This is a genomic window from Streptomyces sp. NPDC002994, assembly GCF_040611155.1.
Taxonomy (GTDB): domain Bacteria; phylum Actinomycetota; class Actinomycetes; order Streptomycetales; family Streptomycetaceae; genus Streptomyces.
In genome coordinates this window covers 63,523-86,067 of sequence record NZ_JBEXNQ010000012.1, presented here as the reverse complement: position 1 = coordinate 86,067, position 22,545 = coordinate 63,523, and the positions used below count along the sequence as shown (strand labels likewise).

The window sequence follows — 22,545 nt, the reverse complement described above, 5'->3', positions numbered from 1 at the left end:
GAGTGCTCAACCGAATGAATCTGCAGCCGGCCCGGGGGCGTGGCAGCGCGCATCACACCCCCACGGTCCCGTCGATGCCCTCGCGGAGGAAATCGGCGTGGCCGTTGTGGCGGGCGTACTCGTGCATCATGTGCAGCATCACCATCCGCAGCGACACGTCCTCGCCCGTTCGGGCCCAGTGGCCGGTCACGTCCAGCGACTCCGCCTCCCGCTCGATGCGACGCGCGTGCTCGACCTCCGCCTGCCAGGCGTCGAACGCCTGCGACCGGGTGGCCGAAGCGGCGTCGTACGCCACCTGGAAGTCGCCCTCGGCCGACCACACGAGCGGTATGTCCTGGCCGTCGATCACCCGCCGGAACCACGCCCGTTCCACCTCCGCCATGTGCCGTACCAGACCCAGCAGCGACAGCGTCGACGGCGGCATCGACTGCCTCCGCAGGTCCTCGTCGGTCAGCCCCTCGCACTTCATGGCGAGCGTCGCGCGGTGGTAGTCGAGGAATCCGCGCAGCGTCTCGCGCTCCCCGGCGGCGACGGGCGGACCGATGCGCTCGGTGGTCAAGGAAGGCTCCTTTTCGTACGGGCGGTAAGGCGGCCGGGGGCGGCGCCTGTGGCGCGAGCCGTACCCATGCACCACAATCGTGCATTCACCCACGCATCAACAGAACCAGGGGTCACGCATGTTCGGGGCGGGAAAGCGAAACAGCCGACGGCGTGGGGCGGCCCTCGCAGCGGGCGGACTGCTGTTCGCGGGAGCGGTCGCTTGCGGCGGCGGCAGCGAGGGCGGCGGCGGTCAGGACGACAACAAGCCCAGCAGTAAGGGCAAGGCCACCGCGAGTGGGCCCAAGGCGCTCACCGAGGCTCAGCTCACCGCCGCCTCCTTCACCGACGGCGAGACGGTCGGCAAGTACACCGCGTCCGAGTTCACTCTCGGCGCGCCCCACGGCGACAACTACACCGCCGACCCCGCCGTCTGCCAGCCGCTGGTCAGCCTCGCCGCCGATGTCACCGACTACGACCTGAAGACCGAGGTCAGCCGCCAGGTCGACGTCCCGGACGAGATGCTCGGCCTCACCGTCGCCGTCCAGCTCCGCTCGTACGGAGGCGGCGACGCCGCCCGCGTCATGAAGGACCTCGGCAAGGCCGGCAAGGAGTGCGCCGACGGCTTCACCGAGGTGCGCGCCATCGCCAAGGGCAAGTACCTCAAGGTCGAGCCGGTCGAGGCGCCCGAGTTCGGAGCCGGCGCGGACGAGGCCAGGGCGTACCACTTCACGATTCTCGACGTGAAGGGGAAGCTCAAGCTCCACGAGTACCTCACGGTCGTACGCTCCGGCTCGGCCACCCTCTCCTTCCGCGGCGAAATCACCGGCACCAAGGACATCGGCGGAGTGCCCGGGGAAGTCACGGACGCCCAGTGGGAGAAGTTCCGGGCGGCGGTCGGCACGAAGTGAGGGGGAAACGGAGTCGCTGTCCAACCAGTGAGCCATTGCGGCAACAATGGGGGGCATGAGCGACAGCCCAGCCCCCCTCGCCGACCCGCACATCGCCTTCGACCCGTCCGAAGGCCGCCGGGACATCGTCGTCCTCGGCTCCACCGGGTCCATCGGTACCCAGGCCATCGACCTGGTGCTCCGCAACCCCGACCGCTTCCGCGTCACCGCGCTCTCCGCGGCCGGCGGCCGGGTCGGACTGCTCGCCGAGCAGGCGCGGCAGCTGCGGGTCCGCAGCGTCGCGGTCGCCCGTGAGGACGCCGTGCCCGCCCTGCGCGAGGCGCTGGAAGCCCAGTACGGCACCGCTGAGCCCCTCCCCGAGATCCTGGCCGGGCCCGATGCCGCCACCCAGGTCGCCGCATCCCCGTGCCACACCGTCCTCAACGGCATCACCGGATCCATCGGCCTCGCCCCGACGCTCGCCGCCCTCGAAGCCGGCCGCACCCTCGCCCTCGCGAACAAGGAGTCGCTGATCGTCGGCGGCCCGCTCGTGAAGGCGCTCGCCAAGCCGGGTCAGATCATCCCGGTCGACTCCGAGCACGCCGCGCTCTTCCAGGCCCTCGCCGGCGGCACCCGCGCCGACGTCCGCAAGCTCGTCGTCACCGCGTCCGGTGGCCCCTTCCGCGGCCGTACGAAGGCCGAACTGGCCCACGTCACCCGTGAGGACGCCCTCGCGCACCCCACCTGGGCCATGGGCCCGGTGATCACGGTCAACTCGGCGACGCTCGTCAACAAGGGTCTTGAGGTCATCGAGGCGCACCTCCTCTACGACATTCCCTTCGACCGCATTGAGGTCGTCGTGCACCCGCAGTCGTATGTTCACTCAATGGTGGAATTTACCGACGGCTCGACGCTCGCCCAGGCGACCCCGCCCGACATGCGCGGTCCGATCGCCATCGGCATCGGCTGGCCCGAGCGCGTCCCCGACGCCGCGCCCGCCTTCGACTGGTCCAAGGCGTCGACGTGGGAGTTCTTCCCCCTCGACAACGACGCTTTCCCCTCCGTGGGACTCGCCCGTCACGTCGGTACGCTCGCGGGCACGGCCCCGGCGGTGTTCAATGCCGCGAACGAGGAATGCGTCGACGCGTTTCTCGCGGGACGGCTGCCGTTCACAGGAATCGTGGATACGGTCGCCGAAGTCGTGGCCGAGCATGGCAGCCCCCGTACGGGAACCTCGCTCACCGTCGCGGACGTCCTGGAAGCCGAGACCTGGGCACGAGCCCGGGCCCGTGAAATCGCAGTAAAGACAGCTGCACAGGCAACAGCGGAGGCTCGCGCATGACGACGGTCCTGTTGACGGTCCTCGGGATAGTCATCTTCTTTGTCGGGCTGCTCATCTCCATCGCCTGGCACGAGCTCGGCCACCTCTCGACCGCCAAGCTCTTCGGCGTCCGCGTGCCGCAGTACATGGTCGGCTTCGGCCCGACCATCTGGTCGCGCCACAAGGGCGAGACGGAGTACGGCGTCAAGGCGATCCCGCTCGGCGGCTACATCCGCATGATCGGGATGTTCCCGCCCGGAGCCGACGGGAAGATCGAGGCCAGGTCGACGTCGCCGTGGCGCGGCATGATCGAGGACGCCCGTTCGGCGGCGTACGAGGAACTGCAGCCCGGCGACGAGACGCGCCTCTTCTACACGCGCAAGCCGTGGAAGCGCGTGATCGTGATGTTCGCCGGTCCCTTCATGAACCTGATCCTCGCCGTGGCGATCTTCCTCGGCGTCTTCATGACGATCGGCCTGAACCAGCAGACGACCACGGTCGACACCGTCGTCCCCTGCGTGGTCGCGCAGAGCGAGAACCGCGACTGCCGCAAGAGTGACCCGGCGTCGCCCGCCAAGGCCGCCGGCCTGGAGAAGGGCGACAAGATCGTCGCCTTCAACGGCAAGCCCGTCGAGGACTGGACCACCCTTTCGGACCGTATCCGCGAGACCATCGGCCCCGCTTCGATCACGGTCGAGCGCGACGGCCGGGAGAAGGTCCTCCAGGCGACGCTGATCGCCAACAAGGTCGCCAAGAAGGACGCCCAGGGCCAGCCCATCGAAGATCAGTACGTCAACGCCGGTTACCTCGGCTTCGGCCCCGGCATGGCCGTCACCCCGCTGACCTTCACCGACTCGCTGGACCACATGGGCGTCATGATCGAGTCCGGCGTCGACTCGCTCATCGCCCTGCCGTCCAAGGTCCCCGACCTGTGGAACGCGGCATTCAACGGCGAGGAGCGCAAGGCCGACTCCCCGATGGGCGTGGTCGGCGCGGCCCGCGTGGGCGGCGAGATCCTCGGGCTCGGGCTGCCCATGGAGAACACCGCCGCGATGATGCTGTTCCTCGTCGGAGGCTTCAACCTCTCCCTCTTCCTCTTCAACATGCTGCCGCTCCTGCCCCTGGACGGCGGGCACATCGCGGGGGCCCTGTGGGAGTCGCTGAGGCGCAATGTGGCGAAGGTCTTCCGGCGCCCCGACCCGGGTCCCTTCGACGTCGCGAAGCTGATGCCCCTCGCGTACGTCGTCGCCGGGATCTTCATCTGTTTCACCGCGCTGGTGCTGGTGGCCGATGTGGTCAATCCGGTACGAATCTCCTGAGCCGACATGGTGACGTGGTGTGCTCCGGGCTTTCGAGGTGACGTAACCTCGGTGTCCGGAGCCCGCCGATCTCGGGACCTTGATCCAAACTTGGGGTTGCACAGCAGATGACTGCAATTTCTCTCGGAATGCCGTCCGTTCCGACGAAGCTCGCCGACCGAAGGGTCAGCCGCAAGATCCAGGTCGGATCAGTGGCCGTCGGCGGGGACGCACCCGTCTCGGTGCAGTCGATGACGACCACCAGGACGTCCGACATCGGCGCGACGCTCCAGCAGATCGCGGAGCTGACCGCCTCGGGCTGCCAGATCGTACGCGTGGCCTGTCCCACCCAGGACGACGCCGACGCGCTCGCGACCATCGCGCGCAAGTCGCAGATTCCGGTGATCGCGGACATCCACTTCCAGCCGAAGTACGTCTTCGCCGCCATCGACGCCGGCTGCGCCGCGGTCCGGGTGAACCCCGGCAACATCAAGCAGTTCGACGACAAGGTGAAGGAGATCGCCAAGGCGGCCTCCGCCGCCGGCACCCCGATCCGCATCGGCGTGAACGCCGGCTCGCTCGACGCGCGCCTGCTCGCGAAGTACGGCAAGGCCACCCCTGAGGCGCTCGTCGAGTCGGCGCTGTGGGAAGCCTCCCTCTTCGAGGAGCACGGCTTCGGCGACATCAAGATCTCGGTCAAGCACAACGACCCGGTCGTGATGGTCAACGCCTACCGGCAGCTCGCCGCGCAGTCCGACTACCCGCTGCACCTCGGTGTCACGGAGGCCGGACCGGCCTTCCAGGGCACCATCAAGTCGGCCGTCGCCTTCGGCGCGCTGCTGAGCGAGGGCATCGGCGACACCATCCGCGTCTCGCTGTCCGCGCCGCCCGTGGAAGAGGTCAAGGTCGGCCTCCAGATCCTGGAGGCGCTCAACCTCAAGCAGCGCCGCCTGGAGATCGTGTCCTGCCCGTCCTGCGGCCGCGCCCAGGTCGACGTCTACAAGCTGGCCGACCAGGTCGCCGCCGGTCTCGACGGCCTGGAGGTGCCGCTGCGCGTCGCCGTCATGGGCTGCGTCGTCAACGGCCCCGGCGAGGCCCGCGAGGCCGACCTCGGTGTCGCCTCCGGCAACGGCAAGGGTCAGATCTTCGTCAAGGGCGAAGTCATCAAGACCGTGCCCGAGTCGAAGATCGTCGAGACGCTCATCGAAGAGGCGATGAAGATCGCCGAGCAGATGGAGAAGGACGGCGTCATGTCGGGCGAGCCCGAGGTCTCCGTCAGCAGCTGACCTTTCCGCCCCACGACGACGCAACGGAGCCCCGCCCCCGGCAGGGCTTCGTTCCGTTTTGCGGCGTCCCCGAGGAGCGCCCGGTAGAGTGCGGAGATCAGAAAACCGTACGGTGAGGCCCCTCACGTGTTGACTCAGACCACTACCCGGGTCCTCGACCCCGGCGAACTCGGCGCCGCGCTCGCCATCCTCGAAAGCGAGCCCGTCGCCAACGCCTTCGTGACCTCACGCGTCCAGGCCGCCGGTCTCGACCCGTGGCGCCTCGGCGGCGAGATGTGGGGCTGGTACGCCGACGGCCGCCTGCGCTCGCTGTGCTACTCCGGGGCCAACCTGGTCCCGATCTGCGCGACCCCGGAAGCGGTACGCGCCTTCGCCGACCGCGCCCGCAGGGGCGGCCGCCGCTGCTCGTCGATCGTCGGCCCCGCCGAGGCCACCGGGCAGCTGTGGCGCCTCCTCGAACCCAGCTGGGGCCCGGCCCGCGACGTACGTCCGAACCAGCCGCTCATGGTCACCGACCAGCCCTCGCCCGACGTCCGGCCCGACCCCCGCGTCCGCCGCATCCGCAAGAGCGAGATCGACGTGATCATGCCCGCGTGCGTGGCGATGTTCACCGAGGAGGTCGGCGTCTCGCCGCTCGCGGGCGACGGTGGGCTGCTCTACCAGGCGCGGGTCGCCGAACTCGTCGCCGCCGGGCGCTCGTTCGCCCGTATCGACGACGGCAAGGTCGTCTTCAAGGCCGAGATCGGTGCCGCCACCCCCCAGGCCTGCCAGATCCAGGGCGTCTGGGTGGCCCCCGAGTACCGGGGCCGCGGCCTGTCCGAGACCGGCATGGCGGCCGTGCTGCGCTACGCGCTGGCCGATGTCGCGCCCGTGGTCAGCCTGTACGTGAACGACTTCAACACGGCGGCGCGTGCGTCGTACCGGAGGGTCGGCTTCCGCGAGGTTGGCGCGTTTATGAGCGTGTTGTTCTGAGGTGAGCGCCCAGTAGGGTGCAATTCATGGCACCTCTTGCCGGGGGCGAACCCCGGACCCCCGCCGTCGTGGTAGCGCCGGTTGACCTCGCCGAGCGCGTGGACGAGGCGCTCGCCGTACAGGCCCTCGCCTTCGGCCTCACCGACGACGAGATCGGTGTACGCCGTCACATCGTGCTGCGGCACCTCCTCAGCCCCGGCGCGCGGGCGCTCGGTGCCACGACGCCCGAAGGCCGGCTCGTCGGCTTCGTCTACGGGATGCCCAACGACCGTACGCACTGGTGGTCCACGGTCGTCGAGCCGTACCTGCGCCGAGCGGGGAACGACGACTGGCTCGACGACTCCTTCGTCATCACCGAACTGCACGTCGACCCCTCCCACCAGGCACGCGGCATCGGCCGCGAGCTGATCACCACCATCACGGACACCGCCGAGCAGCCCCGCTCGATCCTCTCCGCGATCGACATCGAGAGCCCGGCCCGCGGCCTCTACCGAGCACTGGGTTACGTCGACCTGGCCCGCCAGGTGCACTTCCCGAGTGCCCCGAGGCCGTACGCCGTGATGGGTGCGCCGCTCCCGTTGCGACGTTACGGCGCGTAACGGATTTCCCGGGGCCTGTACCACCCGGCTAACCTCCTTGCCATCACACTTTTCTTCGCAGGAGTTCACCATGGCCCAGGTCCAGCGCATGTCCCGTCTGATGGTCAAGACACTGCGTGACGACCCGGCGGACGCCGAGACGCTCAGCCACAAGCTGCTGGTGCGCGCAGGCTACGTCCGCCGGAACGCAGCGGGGATCTGGACCTGGCTCCCGCTGGGCAAGAAGGTCCTCGACAACATCTCGCGCGTCGTGCGCGAGGAGATGGACGACATCGGCGCCCAGGAGGTGCTGCTGCCCGCGCTCCTGCCCAAGGAGGCGTACGAGGCGAGCGGCCGCTGGGAGGAGTACGGCGACCTGCTGTTCCGCCTCAAGGACCGCAAGGGGGCCGACTACCTCCTCGGCCCGACGCACGAAGAGATCTTCACGCAGACGGTCAAGGACCAGTGCACGTCCTACAAGGACCTGCCGGTGATGCTCTACCAGATCCAGGTCAAGTACCGCGACGAGGCGCGTCCGCGCTCCGGCGTGCTGCGCGGCCGTGAGTTCCACATGAAGGACTCGTACTCCTTCGACACGACGGACGAGGGCCTCGCCGAGTCCTACGCGCTGCACCGCGCCGCGTACCAGAAGATCTTCGCGCGCCTCGGCCTCGACTACCGCATCGTCTCCGCCGTGTCCGGCGCGATGGGCGGCTCGGCGTCGGAGGAGTTCCTGGCGCCGGCCGGTGCCGGCGAGGACACCTTTGTGGACTGCCCGGCGTGCGACTACGCCGCCAACACGGAGGCCGTCACCTTCAGCGCCGAGGCTGTCGCCGCCGCGTACGACGGCTCGGAGCACGGCCCGGTCGAGGAGCTGGACACCCCCGACACCCCGACGATCGAGACCCTCGCCGACCACCTGGGCGTTCCGGCGTCGGCGACGCTGAAGAACCTGCTGGTCAAGGTCGACGGCGAGATCGTCGCCGTCGGCATTCCCGGTGACCGCGAGGTCGACCTCGGCAAGCTGGGCGAGCACCTGGCGCCGGCTGTGGTCGAGCTGGTCACGGCCGAGGACTTCGTGGGCCGTCCCGATCTCGTACGCGGGTACGTCGGCCCGCAGGGCCTGGAGAAGGTGCGCTACATCGCCGACCCGCGCGTCGCGGCCGGCACGGCGTGGATCACCGGCGCCAACAAGCCCGACACCCACGCCAAGAACGTCGTCGCGGGCCGCGACTTCGAGGTCGACGACTACCTGGACGTCGTCGTCGTCGAGGAGGGCGACCCCTGCCCGAAGTGCGGCACCGGCCTCAAGCTGGACCGCGCGATCGAGATCGGCCACATCTTCCAGCTCGGCCGCAAGTACGCCGACACCTTCCAGCTCGACGTGCTGGGCCAGCAGGGCAAGCCGGTCCGCGTGACCATGGGCTCGTACGGCATCGGCGTCTCCCGCGCGGTGGCCGCGCTGGCCGAGCAGTCCGCAGACGACAAGGGCCTGTGCTGGCCGGCGGAGATCGCCCCGGCGGATGTCCATGTCGTCGCCGCCGGTAAGGCGCTCCAGACGGAGCTGGCGGTGGAGGTCGCGGAGAAGCTGGGCGCGGCGGGCCTGCGGGTGCTGGTGGACGAGCGTCCGGGCGTCTCGCCGGGCGTGAAGTTCACGGACGCGGAGCTCATCGGCGTACCGAAGATCCTGGTGGCGGGGCGGCGCAGTGCGGAGGGCGTCGTGGAGCTGAAGGACCGCCGCACGGGTGAGCGCGAGGAGCTGACGGTCGACGAGGCGATCGCCCGCCTTACGGCCTGACGGCCGGGCGCCCCGGCTGGGGGGCGGGTGCGGTGCGGGTTGCCTGCGGCGCTTTCCCCTACCCGCCCCTTCCCGAAGCTGGGGGCAGGCCCCCAGACCCCCGGGACGCCCTGCGGGCGTGTCCTCAATCGCCGGACGGGCTGGATTTGCCGATTTCAGCCCGTCCGGCGTTTGAGGACCGGGGTCTGGGGCGGAGCCCCAGTTCGGGAAGGGGCGGGTCGGGGAAAAGCCCCGCGCAGCGGATCCGGGCCGGGCCGGTTACAGCCAGCCGGCGAATTCCAGCAGAAGCTCCGCGTCCTGGTGGCGGCCGACCGCTCGCGCCCGTACACCCGACTCCACCGCCCGGAACAGCGTCCAGCCATGCAGCCTCGCCCGGTCCACGTCCAGCGAGTCCGCGAGCTTGTTCACCCGACGGCGGGTGGCGGACGCGCCGCCGGCAGAGGCGACCAGGTCCTCGACCCGGTCGCGTACCAGCCGCGCCAGGTCGTACGCCCGCTCGCCGACCAGCGGATCCGGTCCGACGGCCAGCCACGGCGCCCGGTCGCCGGCGAGCACCTTCCCCTGCCTGAAGTTGCCGTGCAGAAGCAGGAGTTCGGCCGCGGACGACGCCAGTTCGTCGCGGGCCGCGAGCGCCGCTTCGACCAGGGGGGCCAGTTCCGGGTCGTCGGAACGTCGCATCGCCGCCGCCTGGCGGGCTGTGCGGTCCGTGACGGTCTCGAAGGGGTGGTCCGGCGGCGGCTCGATCCACAGCCGGCGTACGATCCCGGCCGCCTCCAGAAGGGCCTTGGCCTCCGGCAGGGAACGCAGCGAGACCTCGGAGTGCAGGCGCTCCAGCAGGAGTTCACCGGCCTTGGCGTCCCCGTCGAGCAGCTGGACCGCTCCCCAGCCGTTCCAGTGCGCCAGCGCCGCGCGCTCCAGCGTGGGCCCCGCCGCCTCCGGTGCGATCTTGAGCGCGGCCTGGGAGCCGTCCTGCTGCCGTACGAGGACGACCAGGCTGCTCCTGCCGCCGGGGTTCTGCACCCGCTCGACGGTCAACTTCCATCGGGACACGGCCTCTTCGGCCAGTGCGGGCACCTGCCCGAGCCAGTCGGCGGCCACGTCCGGGTACACCTCGCCGAGCGCCCGTACGAGACGCTGCGGCGGTTCGAAAAGCATGCGTGTGGTGTCCCCTTCAAAGGCCGGTTCAAAGCTCACTGCTTGCGGCTCACGTCCGACGTGGTCAGCTCGGCAAGCCCCGGAAAGGCTACGCCGCGTCCCCGCCAGCGCACCGCCCGCACCGCTGCCTCCCGCAGCGCCCCCGCCGCCTCCCGCCGCAGCGGCCCCCCGGCGGCGCGTACGACGTCGGAGTAGACCCCGGCCACCCGGTCCTCCAGCTCGGCGGCGAGACGTACCGCCGCCGCCGCGTCGGGCACCGGGAAGGGGAGGGCGTACGCGGCGGCCGCGGCCACCGGGGTGGCGCCCAGGTCGCGCACGGTCCGCTCCAGCGCGTCGCGCCGCGAACGGTGCGCGTCGTACGCCTCCCGCGCCTCGCCCCGGCGCTCGTCGGCGACCCGGCCGCCGACGACTCCGTACCCGTACACGGCGGCGTGCTCGGCGGCCAGCGCGGCCTGCACGGCCTGCACCGCCTGCATGGCGGTCGGCGTCGTCCCGGTCATCGCCCGTCGTTCCCCTCAGTCAGTAGGTATACGTGGGCGGCGCCGGCCGCGGCGACGGACGCCAGCAGCCGGGCCAGCTCCGGCGGCGCTTCGACGAGAGCCGCGGTGTGCGCGTCGGCGCCGCGCTGCTCCTCGGCGGCGAGTTCCTTGAGCGCGGCCTTGCGTTCGCCGGCGACGGCCGGGGGCGCGCCCGCACGGCCCGCCGCACCCTTGCCCCGCAGCGCGTCCGCCTGCCTGGCCACCGCTTCGCGCAGCGGCTCCAGCTGCTCGGCGGCGGAAGGGTGAGCGGCGATGACGGCGTCGTAGTGCGCCAGCAGTGTCTGCCTGGTCCGGGCGGAACGCTCCCGCAGCCCGGCCTCGGCGCGCAGCGCGGCGGCCAGGGCATGGGCCGTCGAGCCTTCCGTGCCGCGCGGAGCCGAATCCTCCGCACACCCGCCGGTCAGCAGCGCGACGGCCGCGGCCCCGGTCGCCGCGAGCGCACCCCTGCGTGTGGTTTCCGTGCGCGGCACCTGTGTCTCCCTCGGGCCTCAGCGGTGATCACCGCAGGCGAGCGTACCTGCGGCTCCCCGGCAGGCTGACGGCAACACCCCTCGGGACCGGATACCCTTTGATCTGACACGCGACGACACGCGACGATCCACACAACAGCACACGCGGCCGAGGAGTCACCCGGATGAGCACCACCCAGAGCGACAGGCTGCGCGCACTCCTGGAACCACTGGTCAGCGCGGAAGGCCTCGATCTGGAAGACATCGAGGTGTCCCGGGCCGGCAGACGCCGCCAGCTGAGGATCGTCGTCGACTCCGACGAAGGCGTGGAACTCGACGCCTGTGCCGACCTGAGCCGCGCCATCTCCGAGAAGCTCGACGAGACACCGGATGTGATGGGCGAGGGCGAGTACGTCCTCGAAGTCAGCTCCCCGGGCGCCGACCGCCCGCTGTCGGAGCACCGCCACTACGTACGGGCCACCGGCCGCCTGGCCAAGCTGACGCTGCACGACGGCAGCGAACTGGTCGCACGCATTCTGACCGTGGACGACGAGGGACTCGACCTCGAAGTGCCGGGTGTGAAGGGCCGCAAGCCCACCGCCCGCCGGGTCGCCTTCGCGGACATCGCCAAGGCGCGCGTGGAGATTGAATTCAGTCGCAAGGACAAGAAGGAAGAGGAGGCGTAGCCATGGATATCGACGTAAAGCTCCTGAAGGGCTTGGCGAAGGAAAAGGAGATCTCCTTCGACCTGATGGTCGAGGCGATCGAAGCAGCCCTCCTCATCGCGTACCACCGCACCGAGGGAAGCTTCCGCCGCGCGCGCGTGGAGCTCAACCGCGAGACCGGGCATGTGACGGTCTGGGCGAAGGAAGACCCGGCGGATCTCGAAGAGGGCCAGGAGCCCAAGGAGTTCGACGACACCCCGTCCGACTTCGGACGGATCGCGGCCAGCACCGCCAAGCAGGTCATCCTCCAGCGTCTGCGCGACGCCGAGGACGACCGGACCTTCGGCGAGTACGCCGGGCACGAGGGCGATGTCGTCACGGGCGTCGTACAGCAGGGCCGGGACCCCAAGAACGTCCTCGTCGACATCGGCAAGCTGGAAGCCATCCTGCCGGTGCAGGAGCAGGTGCCCGGCGAGGAGTACACGCACGGCCTTCGGCTGCGCTCGTACGTCGTACGAGTGGCCAAGGGTGTGCGCGGTCCGTCCGTGACGCTGTCCCGTACCCACCCGAACCTCGTGAAGAAGCTCTTCGCCCTCGAGGTCCCGGAGATCGCCGACGGCTCGGTCGTCATCGAGGCCATCGCCCGCGAGGCCGGCCACCGCTCCAAGATCGCCGTACGCTCGACGCGGTCGGGGCTCAACCCCAAGGGCGCCTGCATCGGCCCGATGGGCGGCCGTGTGCGCAATGTCATGGCCGAGCTGCACGGCGAGAAGATCGACATCGTGGACTGGTCGGACGACCCGGCCGAGATGGTCGCCAACGCCCTGTCGCCCGCGCGCGTCAGCAAGGTCGAGGTCGTCGACATGGCGGCCCGTTCCGCCCGGGTGACCGTGCCCGACTACCAGCTGTCGCTGGCCATCGGCAAGGAGGGTCAGAACGCCCGTCTCGCCGCCCGGCTGACCGGCTGGCGTATCGACATCCGTTCTGACACCGAGCAGCCCCAGGACCAGTCCTCCGACCAGGACTGAGGCTGTTTTTACGACAACAACCGTTCGATTTCTGCCCCCATGGGGCGAGGTCGCCGCGGGGAGGTAGACTTAATAGTGTCTGGCCGGACGCATGCCCGCGTATGCCCTGAGCGAACCTGTGTGGGATGCCGGGAGCGAGCGGCCAAGCGCGAACTGCTGCGCATCGTGGAGATCGAGGGTGAATGCGTCCCCGATCCTCGCGGTACGCTGCCCGGCCGGGGTGCGTACATTCACCCCGCCCCTGCCTGTCTCGCCCTGGCGGTCCGCCGCCGGGCGTTTCCCCGGGCCTTTCGGGGCCGGGCACCGCTCGACACAACGGCACTGAGCCAGTTTGTCGAGCAGGCAACACCGTAAGACGTAAGAACAGAACGGCACGGATAACCGTGCGGTCAGGTACCTCGCGAGTTGGAAGTAGGTCGAGATTGCGATGAGCACTCGATGAGTACGCGATGAGTACGCCCATGAAGTAGCGACGGTCCGGCGGTAACCCGGACCTAAAAGGAGCGAAGTGGCAAAGGTCCGGGTATACGAACTCGCCAAGGAGTTCGGTGTTGAGAGCAAGGTCGTCATGGCCAAGCTCCAAGAACTTGGTGAATTCGTCCGTTCGGCGTCCTCGACGATCGAGGCGCCGGTTGTACGCAAACTGACTGACGCACTGCAGGGTCCCGGCGGCAACGCCGGCAAGTCCGCAGCCAAGCCGGGTGCGCCTCGTAAGGCAGCGCCCGCGAAGCCGTCCCCGGCTACCCCCTCGTCTGCGCCTTCCCCGGCGCAGGCAGCACGTCCCGGCGCCCCGAAGCCCGGCGCACCGGCCCCCAAGCCGGCCGCTGCCGAGGCTCCGGCCACTCCGGCGGCCTCTGCGCCGTCCGGTGCCCCGCGTCCGGGCCCGAAGCCCGCACCGGCCAAGCCCGCTCCGGCGGCTCCGGTGCCCGCGGCGGAGTTCTCCGCGCCCGAGCCGGCCCAGCAGGCACAGGCACCCACCGCCCCCGCACAGCCGCAGCAGGCCCCGCGTCCCGCGGGTGCCACGCCGGGGCCCCGTCCTGCTGGCCCTGCCCGTCCGGCTCCGGCCGGTCAGCGTGACGCCGGTCAGCGCGACGGCGGTGCCCGCGAGGGTGGCCAGCGTGACGACCGCCGTGGTGGCGAGCGTCCCGCGCGTCCCGGTGGCCAGCAGGCCCCCCGTCCCGGTGGTGCCCGTCCCGCGGGTCCGCGTCCGGGCAACAACCCCTTCACCTCTGGTGGCTCCACCGGCATGGCGCGTCCGCAGACGCCCCGTCCGGGTGGCGCCCCGCGTCCCGGCGGTGCCGGTGCGCCTGGCGGCGCTCCGCGTCCGCAGGGTGCTCCCGGCGGCGCTCCGCGCCCGCAGGGTCAGGGTGGCGCACGTCCTTCCCCCGGTGGCATGCCCCGTCCGCAGGGCGGCGCCCCGCGACCGGGTGGCGCTCCGGGCGGTAACCGTCCGAACCCCGGCATGATGCCGCAGCGTCCCGCGGCCAGCCCCCGTCCCGGTGGCGGTCCTGGCGGCGGTGGCCGTGGTCCCGGCGGCCCCGGTGGCCGTCCGGCAGGCGGCGGCGGTGGCGGTCGTCCCGGTGGCGGCGGCTTCGCAGGCCGTCCGGCCGGTCCCGGCGGTGGCGGCGGCGGCTTCGCCGGCCGTCCCGGTGGTCCCGGTGGCGGTGGCGGCGCTGGTCGTCCCGGCGGTGGCGGCGGCTTCGGCGGTCGTCCCGGCTTCGGTGGACGTCCCGGCGGCCCCGGTGCCCGTGGTGGCACGCAGGGTGCGTTCGGCCGTCCCGGTGGACCCGCGCGTCGCGGTCGTAAGTCGAAGAGGCAGAGGCGCCAGGAGTACGAGGCCATGCAGGCCCCGTCGGTAGGCGGCGTCATGCTGCCTCGCGGCAACGGACAGACCGTCCGCCTGTCGCGCGGTGCCTCGCTCACCGACTTCGCCGAGAAGATCAACGCCAACCCGGCGTCGCTCGTCGGCGTGATGATGAACCTCGGCGAGATGGTCACTGCTACGCAGTCCGTCTCCGACGAGACTCTGAAGCTGCTCGCGGACGAGATGAACTTCATCCTCGAGATCGTCAGCCCGGAGGAAGAGGACCGCGAGCTTCTCGAGTCCTTCTCCATCGAGTTCGGCGAGGACGAGGGCGGCGAGGAAATGCTCGTTTCCCGTCCGCCGGTCGTGACCGTCATGGGTCACGTCGACCACGGTAAGACCCGACTGCTGGACGCGATCCGCAAGACGAACGTCGTTGCGGGCGAGGCCGGCGGTATTACGCAGCACATCGGTGCGTACCAGGTCGCCACCGAGGTCAACGGTGAAGAGCGCGCCATCACCTTCATCGACACCCCCGGTCACGAGGCGTTCACCGCCATGCGTGCCCGTGGTGCGAAGTCCACCGACATCGCGATCCTCGTGGTCGCGGCGAATGACGGTGTGATGCCGCAGACGATCGAGGCGCTGAACCACGCCAAGGCGGCCAACGTGCCGATCGTGGTCGCGGTCAACAAGATCGACGTCGAGGGTGCCGACCCGACCAAGGTGCGCGGTCAGCTCACCGAGTTCGGTCTGGTGGCCGAGGAGTACGGCGGCGACACGATGTTCGTCGACATCTCCGCGCGCCAGGGTCTCAACATCGAGCAGCTGCTCGAAGCCGTGATCCTCACCGCGGACGCGTCGCTCGACCTCCGTGCGAACGCCGAGATGGACGCGCAGGGTATCGCCATCGAGGCGCACCTCGACAAGGGCCGCGGCGCCGTCGCCACCGTGCTCGTCCAGCGCGGAACGCTCCGCGTCGGTGACACGATGGTTGCCGGTGACGCGTACGGCCGAGTCCGCGCCATGCTCGACGACAACGGCAACAACGTCGAGGAAGCGGGTCCGTCGACCCCCGTCCTGGTCCTGGGTCTCACCAACGTCCCCGGCGCCGGCGACAACTTCCTGGTCGTCGACGAGGACCGTACGGCCCGCCAGATCGCCGAGAAGCGTGCAGCGCGTGAGCGCAACGCAGCCTTCGCCAAGCGCACCCGCCGGGTGTCCCTCGAGGACCTCGACAAGGTGCTCAAGGCCGGTCTGGTCCAGGACCTCAACATCATCATCAAGGGCGACGCGTCCGGTTCGGTGGAGGCTCTCGAGTCCTCGCTGCTCCAGCTCGACGTCGGTGAAGAGGTTGAGATCCGGGTCCTGCACCGCGGTGTGGGTGCGGTCACCGAGTCCGACATCGACCTGGCGATGGGCTCCGACGCCATCGTCATCGGCTTCAACGTCCGAGCTGCCGGCCGCGCCGCGCAGATGGCGGACCGCGAGGGTGTCGACGTCCGGTACTACTCGGTCATCTACCAGGCGATCGAAGAGATCGAAGCGGCCCTCAAGGGCATGCTCAAGCCGGAGTACGAAGAGGTCGAGCTCGGTACGGCGGAGATCCGCGAGATCTTCCGCTCGTCCAAGCTGGGCAACATCGCCGGTGTCCTGGTCCGCTCGGGCGAGGTCAAGCGCAACACCAAGGCGCGACTCATCCGCGACGGCAAGGTCGTGGCCGAGGACCTCAACATCCAGGGTCTGCGCCGCTTCAAGGACGACGTCACCGAGATCCGGGAAGGCTTCGAGGGTGGTATCAACCTCGGAAACTTCAACGACATCAAGGTCGACGACGTCATCGCGACGTACGAGATGCGCGAGAAGCCGCGCGGCTGAGCCGTGTAGCTGATCCGTTCAGCGTCAGTCGGGGCCGGTCGGCGGAGATTATTTCCGTCGAGCGGCCCCGGCCGTTGCGTGTACGGTTCTTGTGTCCCTGCCAAGTGGTTGGCGGGGCACGACCCCGAACCGGCGGGACATCCGGACACACATGTATGTGGGGACACTGTCCTTCGACCTGCTCCTCGGCGACGTACGGTCGCTGAAGGAGAAGCGCTCTGTAGTACGCCCGATCGTCGCTGAACTTCAGCGCAAATTCGCCGTGAGTGTGGCGGAAGTCGGCGACCAGGATGTCTACCGCCGGGTCAGGATCGGCGTGGCGGTGGTGTCAGGGGAAACAGGGCATCTCACAGACGTACTGGACCGGTGCGAGCGCATGGTCGCCGGCCGGCCCGAGGTGGAGCTGCTGTCGGTACGGCGGCGGTTGCACACAGACGAAGACTGACGAAGCAGAAAGAGGAGACGGACCGGTGACCGACAAAGCGCGGGCCCGCAAGCTGGCCGATCGCATCCAGGTCGTGGTCGCGGAGACCCTGGACCGGCGAATCAAGGATCCGCGACTGGGGTTCGTGACCATCACGGACGCCCGGGTCACCGGTGACCTGCGGGAGGCCACGGTCTTCTACACGGTCTACGGCGACGACGAAGCGCGTGCTGCCTCGGCCGCCGCGCTGGAGAGCGCCAAGGGCGTCCTGCGTTCCGAGGTCGGCCGGCAGACCGGCGTGCGCCACACGCCGTCGCTGGCCTTCGTCGCGGACGCGCTGCCGGACAACGCGCGCACCATCGAGGACCTCCTCGACAAGGCGCGCGCCAAGGACGCCGAGGTGCGTGAGGTGTCGACGGGCAAGACGTACGCCGGCGAGGCCGACCCGTACCGCAAGCCCGAGGACGAGGCTGACGACGAGGCCGAGGACGAGGGCGAAACCGCGGAATGAAGAAGCGCACCACCACGACGCCGGACGGCCTTGTCATTGTCGACAAGCCGTCCGGCTTCACTTCGCACGACGTCGTAGCCAAGATGCGCGGGATCGCCAAGACCCGCCGCGTCGGGCACGCGGGCACCCTCGACCCCATGGCGACGGGCGTCCTCGTCCTCGGCATCGAGAAGGCCACGAAGCTGCTCGGCCATCTCGCCCTGACCGAGAAGGAGTACCTCGGTACGATCCGGCTCGGCCAGATCACGGTCACCGACGACGCGGAGGGCGAGATCACCGCGTCCACCGATGCGTCGGGCGTGACGCGGGAAGGCATCGACGCGGGTGTCGCCGAGCTGACCGGCGCCATAATGCAGGTGCCGTCCAAGGTCAGCGCCATCAAGATCGACGGCAAGCGGTCGTACTCGCGGGTCCGCGAGGGCGAGGAGTTCGAGATCCCGGCCCGGCCGGTGACCGTCTCGTCCTTCCAGGTGTACGACGTGCGCCCGGCGGTGGCCGAGGACGGGACGCCCGTCGTCGACCTCGTCGTCTCCGTGGTCTGCTCCTCCGGTACGTACATCCGCGCCCTCGCCCGGGACCTCGGCGCGGGTCTCGGCGTCGGCGGTCACCTGACCGCGCTGCGCCGCACCCGGGTCGGCCCGTACGGGCTCGACGCGGCGAAGACGCTGGAGCAGCTCCAGGAGGAGCTCACCGTCATGCCGATCGCCGACGCGGCGGCGGCGGCGTTCGCGCGCTGGGACGTGGACGAGCGGCGCGCGGGCCTGGTGACCAACGGCGTACGGCTCGACATGCCGGCGTACGACACCAGCCCGGTCGCGGTCTTCGGGCCGGAGGGCCGCTTCCTGGCCCTCGTCGAGGAAAACCGGGGCAAGGCGAAGAGTCTCGCGGTATTCGGCTGAGATTCTGCTCCACCGTGGAGCGGGCAGCCCGTCGGCCGGCCGCTCCACGATCCCCCTCGCAAGGGATCTGTCCACGCCGCCCCGCCGATTCACCCCTTCGGGCGGGCGCTCGGAGTGAATGACGGGTGTACTGGGGGCGCTTTCGCGGTGCGTTCTTCTCCTGCTGATCACCGCCGACCTACCGTCGGGGATACGGGGCACGGCGGGAGGTTCGGCGATGGCGGTACGGGAGACGCCGCTGCCACCACCGCCACCGCTGCCGCAGGTCACGCTCGTGCGGATCTGCGATCTGGCCGGACGGCCGCGCGGGACCGGGTTCGTCGCGGACGACCGGGGAACGGTCGTCACCAGCCATGAGGCCGTCGACGGCCTGACCCGGGTCGTCCTGCACGCGCCCGGTGAGTCGCGTGAGTCCACCTGTCTCGCCGAGGCCGACGCGATCATCCCGCTGCCGGAGGTGGATCTGGCGCTCGTACGGACCGAAGGGCTCGGCGTACGGCCCGTTCCGGTCGCGGCGCGGGACCGGATCGAGACAGGTACTTACGTGCGACTGCCGGCCGGCGGGTGGCGTGAGGCGCGGGTCTTGAGACCGCTTTCCGTCACCTACACGGCGACCGACCGCTTCCATCTCATCGAGCACGCGGTGGAGTTGGCGATGGGGACGGCCGGCACCGACGCGCTGCGGCTCGGCAGCCGGGCCGCGGGCGGCCCGGTCCTGGACGCGCGGACGGGCGCGGTGCTGGCCGTCCTCGGCACCGCGCTGGGTGCTGAGCAGCGGGCGGCGGGCTTCGCCGTACCCCTGCGAGCGGCGGCAGCGGCGGCTCCCGACGGCCCGCTCGCCGAGCTGCTGCGGCGGAACGCGGCGACGGTCCCGGGTTATGGGCCGGACCTCAACCTCGCGGGCGCGTTGCAGCTGACGGCGACGTCGGTCGGGTCGGTGGGCGGGCGAGGGCCGGGGCCGGGGCCGGGGCGGGAGCCGGTGGAACGGCCGGAGGTATCAAGGGAGTTCGCGTCCTTCTCCGCCCTCGGCGGCGCGTCGGTGCTCGCCCTGGTCGGGGATCCCGGGACCGGTCGTACGACGGAACTCGCCGGGCTCGCCGCCCGGCGGGCCCAGGGCCCCGAACCGGCACCGACGCTCTGGTTGCGCGGCGGCGAGCTGCGGGCCGGTGACACGTCGGTCGCGGACGCGGTGGCGCGGGCGCTCCAGCAGGCGGGGCGGATCGTCGCCGCGTCGGGGGAGTGGAGCGGCGACCCGGGGGCCGCGACGCCGGAGCGGTTGGCGCGGCTGGCTCTCGACGCCGGGCGGCCGCTGCTCGTACTGCTGGACGGCCCCGAGGAAATGCCGCCCGCACTGACCCACCGGTTGCCCGACTGGACCGCGGCGACGGCGAGTTGGCTGCGGGCGGCGGGGGTACGGATGGTCGTCGCGTGCCGGGCCGAGCACTGGGAGCAGGCGGGCGCGCTGTACCCGGAGGACGCCCTGCACCGGCCGGCGCGGCCTGCCCGGCCTGATCGGCCGTGGCCCGGGCTGCCCTCCGCCGTACGGATCGAGGACCTGACCGAGGCGCAGGCCCTGCGCGCGCGGGAGCGGTACGGCATCCCCGACGGGGCACTCGCGGACCCTTCCGACGCCCGGCATCCGCTGACGCTGAGGCTGCTGGCGGAGGTACGGGAGGCGCTGCCGGGGGATGTGCCGGGGCGGCCCACCCGCGAGGAGGTGTTCGCCGCGCACCTGGACCTGATGTGCCTGCGCATCGCGGTGCGACTGGCGGCGGCGGCCCAGCCGTCGCCGCGGGGCACGGCGGTGCGGCGGCTGGCGGCGAGGGTGTCGGGGCGCGTGCACGAGGCGGCGCGGCGGTGTCTGGGCCCGGGGCAGGGCGAGCTGGACCGCGCATCCTTCGAGGAGATCTTCCCCTGGGGTGCGGGGTGGGCGTCGGCGGTACTGACGGAGGGGCTGCTGGTGCCCGCCGGGGCCGGCTACCGGTTCGCCCACGAGGAGCTGGCGGACTGGCTCCAGGGAGCGCACCTGGACGTCGACGCGGCGCTGCACACCCTGGTCCACCAAGCCCACCCACCAGGACAGACGCCTCCGCCGGACCCCGCTGGACACATGTCATCCCCGCCCGCTGCGCACCGGGGGACCGCCGACGGGCAGGCGCACGCCGGGGCCGGTGTGGCGTGCGGCTCGCACGGGGGGACCTGCGAGGAGTGCGTGAGTGCGCCGCTTCCGCCGGGGGCGTACGGCGAGCGGCCTGCGCAGGTGCCGCCCCAGACCAGCTCGGACCCCGCGGAGTGGCAGGCGCAGACCGGCACTGGCCAGGCGGGCGCGTACGTGCCGCGTCCTTCGAGCTCGCACGCCGAGTGTCGGGCGCGGGTCGGGGCCGGTGAGGGGTGTGTGCGTGGGCCGCTTTCGTCGGGCGCGCCCTGCGGGCATCGTGCGCAGGTTCCGTTCCGGTCCGGCTCCGACGCGACGGGAGTGGAGTGGCAGGTGCAGGCGGGCTCTGGTCAGACGCCTGGGTGCGCGGTGGGTCTGTCGAGCTCGCGCGCCGGGTGCTGCGGGGGGCATCCGCTGATGCCGTCTCCGGGTGGCTCGTACGGCATGGGGGACGCCGAGTGTCGGGCGTGGGTCGGGGCCGGTGAGGGGTGTGGGTGTGTGTCGCTTCCGGCGGGGGCGCCTTGCGAGGTGGACGCGCACGTGCTGTCGCCGGGGGGCTCGCACGGCGAGGGGCGCTGGGCGCCGGTGCCTCGGCATCGCATGGGGGCGGTGGTGCAGGCGCTGCTGCTCGTGGAGCGTGTGCACGGGCCGCCCGCGCTGTCCCGCAGGCTGCTGGCCCTGGTCCGCGCGCTGGAATCCGTGTACGCATCCGAGGCCGCGCCTCCCGAGCCCCCGCCCGGCCACCCGCGTCGCACCGCGAGCTCTGCGGAGGAGGCCTCGTGGTGGGGGAGGCGGTTGTTGGGGGAGGTGTTGCTGCGGGTGGGGGACGCGGGGGGACATCTGGGCGTGCTGCGGGCGCTGGCCGACTGTGTCAGCCGGCGGTCCGTCCGGGGAGGCGGGCCGCAGAGTCTGGGCGGGCTCGGGGAGTTCGGGCCCTGGTTCTGGGAGCGGGTCACCGTCGCGGAGGGGGAGCGCGTCGATCTGCTGCGGCGGCTCCTGCCCGCCGACGGGGCGCCGGGGAGCGGGCACGTACCCCCACAGGGGCGGTATCTAGACGCCGTCGCGCGCCGGCTCGAGGCCGCGCCACGGACCGTCCAGCCCATGCTCTGCCAGTGGTTCGACGACGAGCGGCCGCTGCCGGCCGCCGACGACGCCGCGGTACGTCCCACCGTCGCCGGCGTCGCCCAGGCACTGCTCTACGCCCGCCGTGACCTCGCCATCGACGATCTGACCGAGGCCCTCGTCGTCGGCGCGCACCCCCGCGCCGACGAACTGCTCACCGCCCTCGCCGAGGACGAGCCGTCCGCGCTCTGCCGGGCCGTCGACCGCTGGGCCCACGACGGCGAACGGCCGGAGCGGCGGGTCGCCGCCGCCCTGTACGGGCTCGCCGCCGCGCCGCACGTCACGACCGCCGCCGACCGCGAGCTGCTCAGGTACGCCGCGCTCTCGCTGCTCGCCCGGCCGGGCGACAGCACCCTGCACGGACCCGCCCTCGGGCTGCTCGTACGGGATCCGGACACCAGGTCGCGTTACCTGGACCGGGCCCTGGCGGCGTTCGGCGGCGACGGCTCCCGGCCGCCCGCCACCGCCCTCGCCGCCGCGCTCACCACCCACCCCGAGCCCGTCCTCGCCGCATTCCGGGCCCGCCTGGCGGAGTGCGGAGCGGGCGGCGCGGAGGGCGCGGGCGAAGTGCTGCGCGCGCTCGCCGACGTCCGTACGCCCGCCCTCGCCCGCCGCGCCGCCGCCCTCGTCCGCGCGTACGCCGACCGCCACCCGGAGGCAGGCGCCGCGCACACCGCCGCGTACGTGGACCGGCGCCTCGAACACGGCCCCGCCGCCCGCGCCGTCCTCTTCCCCCTGGTCACAGGCCTGCTACGGGACCACCCCGGCCAGCTGCGGTGCGCCCTCGCCCCCGTGCTCGCCGCGCCCGGCAGCCGCGCCTCGCGCCCGCTGCGGGCCGAGCTGCTCGACGTACTGCTGGAGGGGGAGCTGTACGGGGGATACGGGGAGCACCAGGTACGGGATTCCGGGGTTCTGGAGGCGGTGCTGCTGGCCGCCGGCACCGGCGCCCGGCGCAGGGGCGAGGCGCGGACCAGGGATCTCGTACACCGCACCGGGATGCTCCTGGTCCGTACGCCCGAGGGCGCCACCCGCTTCGACCGGCTGCTGGTCGGGCTCGCCCGCGAGGTCCCCGGATTCGCGGCCCTCGTCGCCGGCTGGCTGGCCGCCGCGCCGGACGAGTGGGCGGCGGTGGTCGGGCCGAGCGCCCGCTGGACCGTCGAGAGCCTGGCGAGCCTGGCCACTCCCATGCCGATGCGAGCCGCACCGCGTGGGCATGGCAGTCTTAGACCTGCGTAA

General features: G+C 71.5%; 19 protein-coding genes. 15 read left to right on the top strand and 4 right to left on the bottom strand.

Annotated features, from left to right (window positions below; genetic code table 11):
- Positions 1-52: 52 nt before the first annotated feature.
- Complete coding sequence (locus ABZX79_RS17895; RefSeq protein WP_355257895.1) at positions 53-559, bottom strand: DinB family protein; 507 nt, start codon at positions 557-559, stop codon at positions 53-55.
- Positions 560-677: 118 nt separating this feature from the next.
- Between ABZX79_RS17895 and ABZX79_RS17890 the strand changes: the two genes are divergently transcribed.
- The 7 genes from ABZX79_RS17890 (at position 678) to ABZX79_RS17860 (ending at position 8,680) form a co-directional block, all read left to right on the top strand.
- Entirely contained in the window at positions 678-1,448 is a 771-nt protein-coding gene (locus ABZX79_RS17890; RefSeq protein WP_355257892.1) for a hypothetical protein, read from the top strand.
- Positions 1,449-1,503: 55 nt separating this feature from the next.
- Positions 1,504-2,769: a 1-deoxy-D-xylulose-5-phosphate reductoisomerase gene (gene dxr / locus ABZX79_RS17885; RefSeq protein ID WP_355257889.1), complete on the top strand. Its 1,266-nt coding sequence runs from the start codon at positions 1,504-1,506 to the stop codon at positions 2,767-2,769.
- Positions 2,766-4,067 (top strand): site-2 protease family protein, encoded by a 1,302-nt coding sequence (locus ABZX79_RS17880; protein ID WP_355257886.1) that lies wholly within the window; start codon positions 2,766-2,768, stop codon positions 4,065-4,067. Before dxr ends, ABZX79_RS17880 begins: the two co-directional genes overlap by 4 nt.
- A gap of 107 nt (positions 4,068-4,174) precedes the next feature.
- Positions 4,175-5,332, top strand: a complete 1,158-nt coding sequence (ispG, locus tag ABZX79_RS17875; RefSeq protein WP_215133368.1) for a flavodoxin-dependent (E)-4-hydroxy-3-methylbut-2-enyl-diphosphate synthase — start codon at positions 4,175-4,177, stop codon at positions 5,330-5,332.
- A 126-nt stretch (positions 5,333-5,458) separates the two neighbouring features.
- Positions 5,459-6,304, top strand: coding sequence for a GNAT family N-acetyltransferase (locus ABZX79_RS17870; protein ID WP_355257883.1), 846 nt, complete (start codon positions 5,459-5,461; stop codon positions 6,302-6,304).
- Positions 6,305-6,330: 26 nt separating this feature from the next.
- Positions 6,331-6,903: a GNAT family N-acetyltransferase gene (locus ABZX79_RS17865; RefSeq protein WP_215133370.1), complete on the top strand. Its 573-nt coding sequence runs from the start codon at positions 6,331-6,333 to the stop codon at positions 6,901-6,903.
- Between the two features lie 70 nt (positions 6,904-6,973).
- Entirely contained in the window at positions 6,974-8,680 is a 1,707-nt protein-coding gene (locus ABZX79_RS17860; RefSeq protein ID WP_355257880.1) for a proline--tRNA ligase, read from the top strand.
- Positions 8,681-8,938: 258 nt separating this feature from the next.
- Here the strand turns inward: ABZX79_RS17860 and ABZX79_RS17855 are convergent, their stop codons facing one another.
- Genes ABZX79_RS17855 through ABZX79_RS17845 form a run of 3 tightly spaced genes read right to left on the bottom strand, consistent with a single transcriptional unit; the run spans position 8,939 to position 10,844 of the window.
- Positions 8,939-9,835: an aminoglycoside phosphotransferase family protein gene (locus ABZX79_RS17855; RefSeq protein ID WP_355257877.1), complete on the bottom strand. Its 897-nt coding sequence runs from the start codon at positions 9,833-9,835 to the stop codon at positions 8,939-8,941.
- A gap of 35 nt (positions 9,836-9,870) precedes the next feature.
- Complete coding sequence (locus ABZX79_RS17850; RefSeq protein ID WP_355258285.1) at positions 9,871-10,311, bottom strand: ferritin-like domain-containing protein; 441 nt, start codon at positions 10,309-10,311, stop codon at positions 9,871-9,873.
- A gap of 20 nt (positions 10,312-10,331) precedes the next feature.
- Complete coding sequence (locus tag ABZX79_RS17845) at positions 10,332-10,844, bottom strand: hypothetical protein (RefSeq protein ID WP_355257874.1); 513 nt, start codon at positions 10,842-10,844, stop codon at positions 10,332-10,334.
- 164 nt (positions 10,845-11,008) lie between these two features.
- Between ABZX79_RS17845 and rimP the strand changes: the two genes are divergently transcribed.
- The 8 genes from rimP (at position 11,009) to ABZX79_RS17805 (ending at position 22,545) form a co-directional block, all read left to right on the top strand.
- Entirely contained in the window at positions 11,009-11,509 is a 501-nt protein-coding gene (gene rimP / locus ABZX79_RS17840; RefSeq protein WP_355257871.1) for a ribosome maturation factor RimP, read from the top strand.
- A gap of 2 nt (positions 11,510-11,511) precedes the next feature.
- On the top strand, positions 11,512-12,516 hold the full coding sequence (gene nusA / locus ABZX79_RS17835) for a transcription termination factor NusA (protein ID WP_355257868.1): 1,005 nt from the start codon (positions 11,512-11,514) through the stop codon (positions 12,514-12,516).
- A gap of 75 nt (positions 12,517-12,591) precedes the next feature.
- Positions 12,592-12,870 (top strand): YlxR family protein, encoded by a 279-nt coding sequence (locus tag ABZX79_RS17830; protein ID WP_215133376.1) that lies wholly within the window; start codon positions 12,592-12,594, stop codon positions 12,868-12,870.
- 154 nt (positions 12,871-13,024) lie between these two features.
- A complete protein-coding gene (gene infB / locus ABZX79_RS17825; protein WP_355257864.1) occupies positions 13,025-16,198 on the top strand; it encodes a translation initiation factor IF-2 in 3,174 nt (1,057 codons plus the stop codon).
- A 151-nt stretch (positions 16,199-16,349) separates the two neighbouring features.
- Positions 16,350-16,643: a DUF503 domain-containing protein gene (locus ABZX79_RS17820; RefSeq protein WP_355257861.1), complete on the top strand. Its 294-nt coding sequence runs from the start codon at positions 16,350-16,352 to the stop codon at positions 16,641-16,643.
- Positions 16,644-16,668: 25 nt separating this feature from the next.
- Positions 16,669-17,133, top strand: a complete 465-nt coding sequence (gene rbfA / locus ABZX79_RS17815; protein ID WP_215133379.1) for a 30S ribosome-binding factor RbfA — start codon at positions 16,669-16,671, stop codon at positions 17,131-17,133.
- Positions 17,130-18,032 carry a tRNA pseudouridine(55) synthase TruB gene (gene truB / locus ABZX79_RS17810; protein WP_355257858.1) on the top strand — a complete coding sequence of 301 codons (903 nt, stop codon included), beginning with the start codon at positions 17,130-17,132 and terminating at the stop codon, positions 18,030-18,032. The genes rbfA and truB overlap by 4 nt, the downstream gene beginning before the upstream one ends.
- Before the next feature lie 217 nt (positions 18,033-18,249).
- Positions 18,250-22,545 (top strand): serine protease, encoded by a 4,296-nt coding sequence (locus ABZX79_RS17805; protein ID WP_355257855.1) that lies wholly within the window; start codon positions 18,250-18,252, stop codon positions 22,543-22,545.

Coding starts and splice junctions, on each gene's coding strand:
- ABZX79_RS17890 (WP_355257892.1), top strand. CDS start 678: ATGTTCGGGGCGGGAAAGCGAAACAGCCGACGGCGTGGGGCGGCCCTC.
- dxr (WP_355257889.1), top strand. CDS start 1,504: ATGAGCGACAGCCCAGCCCCCCTCGCCGACCCGCACATCGCCTTCGAC.
- ABZX79_RS17880 (WP_355257886.1), top strand. CDS start 2,766: ATGACGACGGTCCTGTTGACGGTCCTCGGGATAGTCATCTTCTTTGTC.
- ispG (WP_215133368.1), top strand. CDS start 4,175: ATGACTGCAATTTCTCTCGGAATGCCGTCCGTTCCGACGAAGCTCGCC.
- ABZX79_RS17865 (WP_215133370.1), top strand. CDS start 6,331: ATGGCACCTCTTGCCGGGGGCGAACCCCGGACCCCCGCCGTCGTGGTA.
- ABZX79_RS17860 (WP_355257880.1), top strand. CDS start 6,974: ATGGCCCAGGTCCAGCGCATGTCCCGTCTGATGGTCAAGACACTGCGT.
- ABZX79_RS17855 (WP_355257877.1), bottom strand. CDS start 9,835: ATGCTTTTCGAACCGCCGCAGCGTCTCGTACGGGCGCTCGGCGAGGTG.
- ABZX79_RS17850 (WP_355258285.1), bottom strand. CDS start 10,311: ATGCAGGCGGTGCAGGCCGTGCAGGCCGCGCTGGCCGCCGAGCACGCC.
- rimP (WP_355257871.1), top strand. CDS start 11,009: ATGAGCACCACCCAGAGCGACAGGCTGCGCGCACTCCTGGAACCACTG.
- nusA (WP_355257868.1), top strand. CDS start 11,512: ATGGATATCGACGTAAAGCTCCTGAAGGGCTTGGCGAAGGAAAAGGAG.
- ABZX79_RS17820 (WP_355257861.1), top strand. CDS start 16,350: ATGTATGTGGGGACACTGTCCTTCGACCTGCTCCTCGGCGACGTACGG.
- truB (WP_355257858.1), top strand. CDS start 17,130: ATGAAGAAGCGCACCACCACGACGCCGGACGGCCTTGTCATTGTCGAC.
- ABZX79_RS17805 (WP_355257855.1), top strand. CDS start 18,250: ATGGCGGTACGGGAGACGCCGCTGCCACCACCGCCACCGCTGCCGCAG.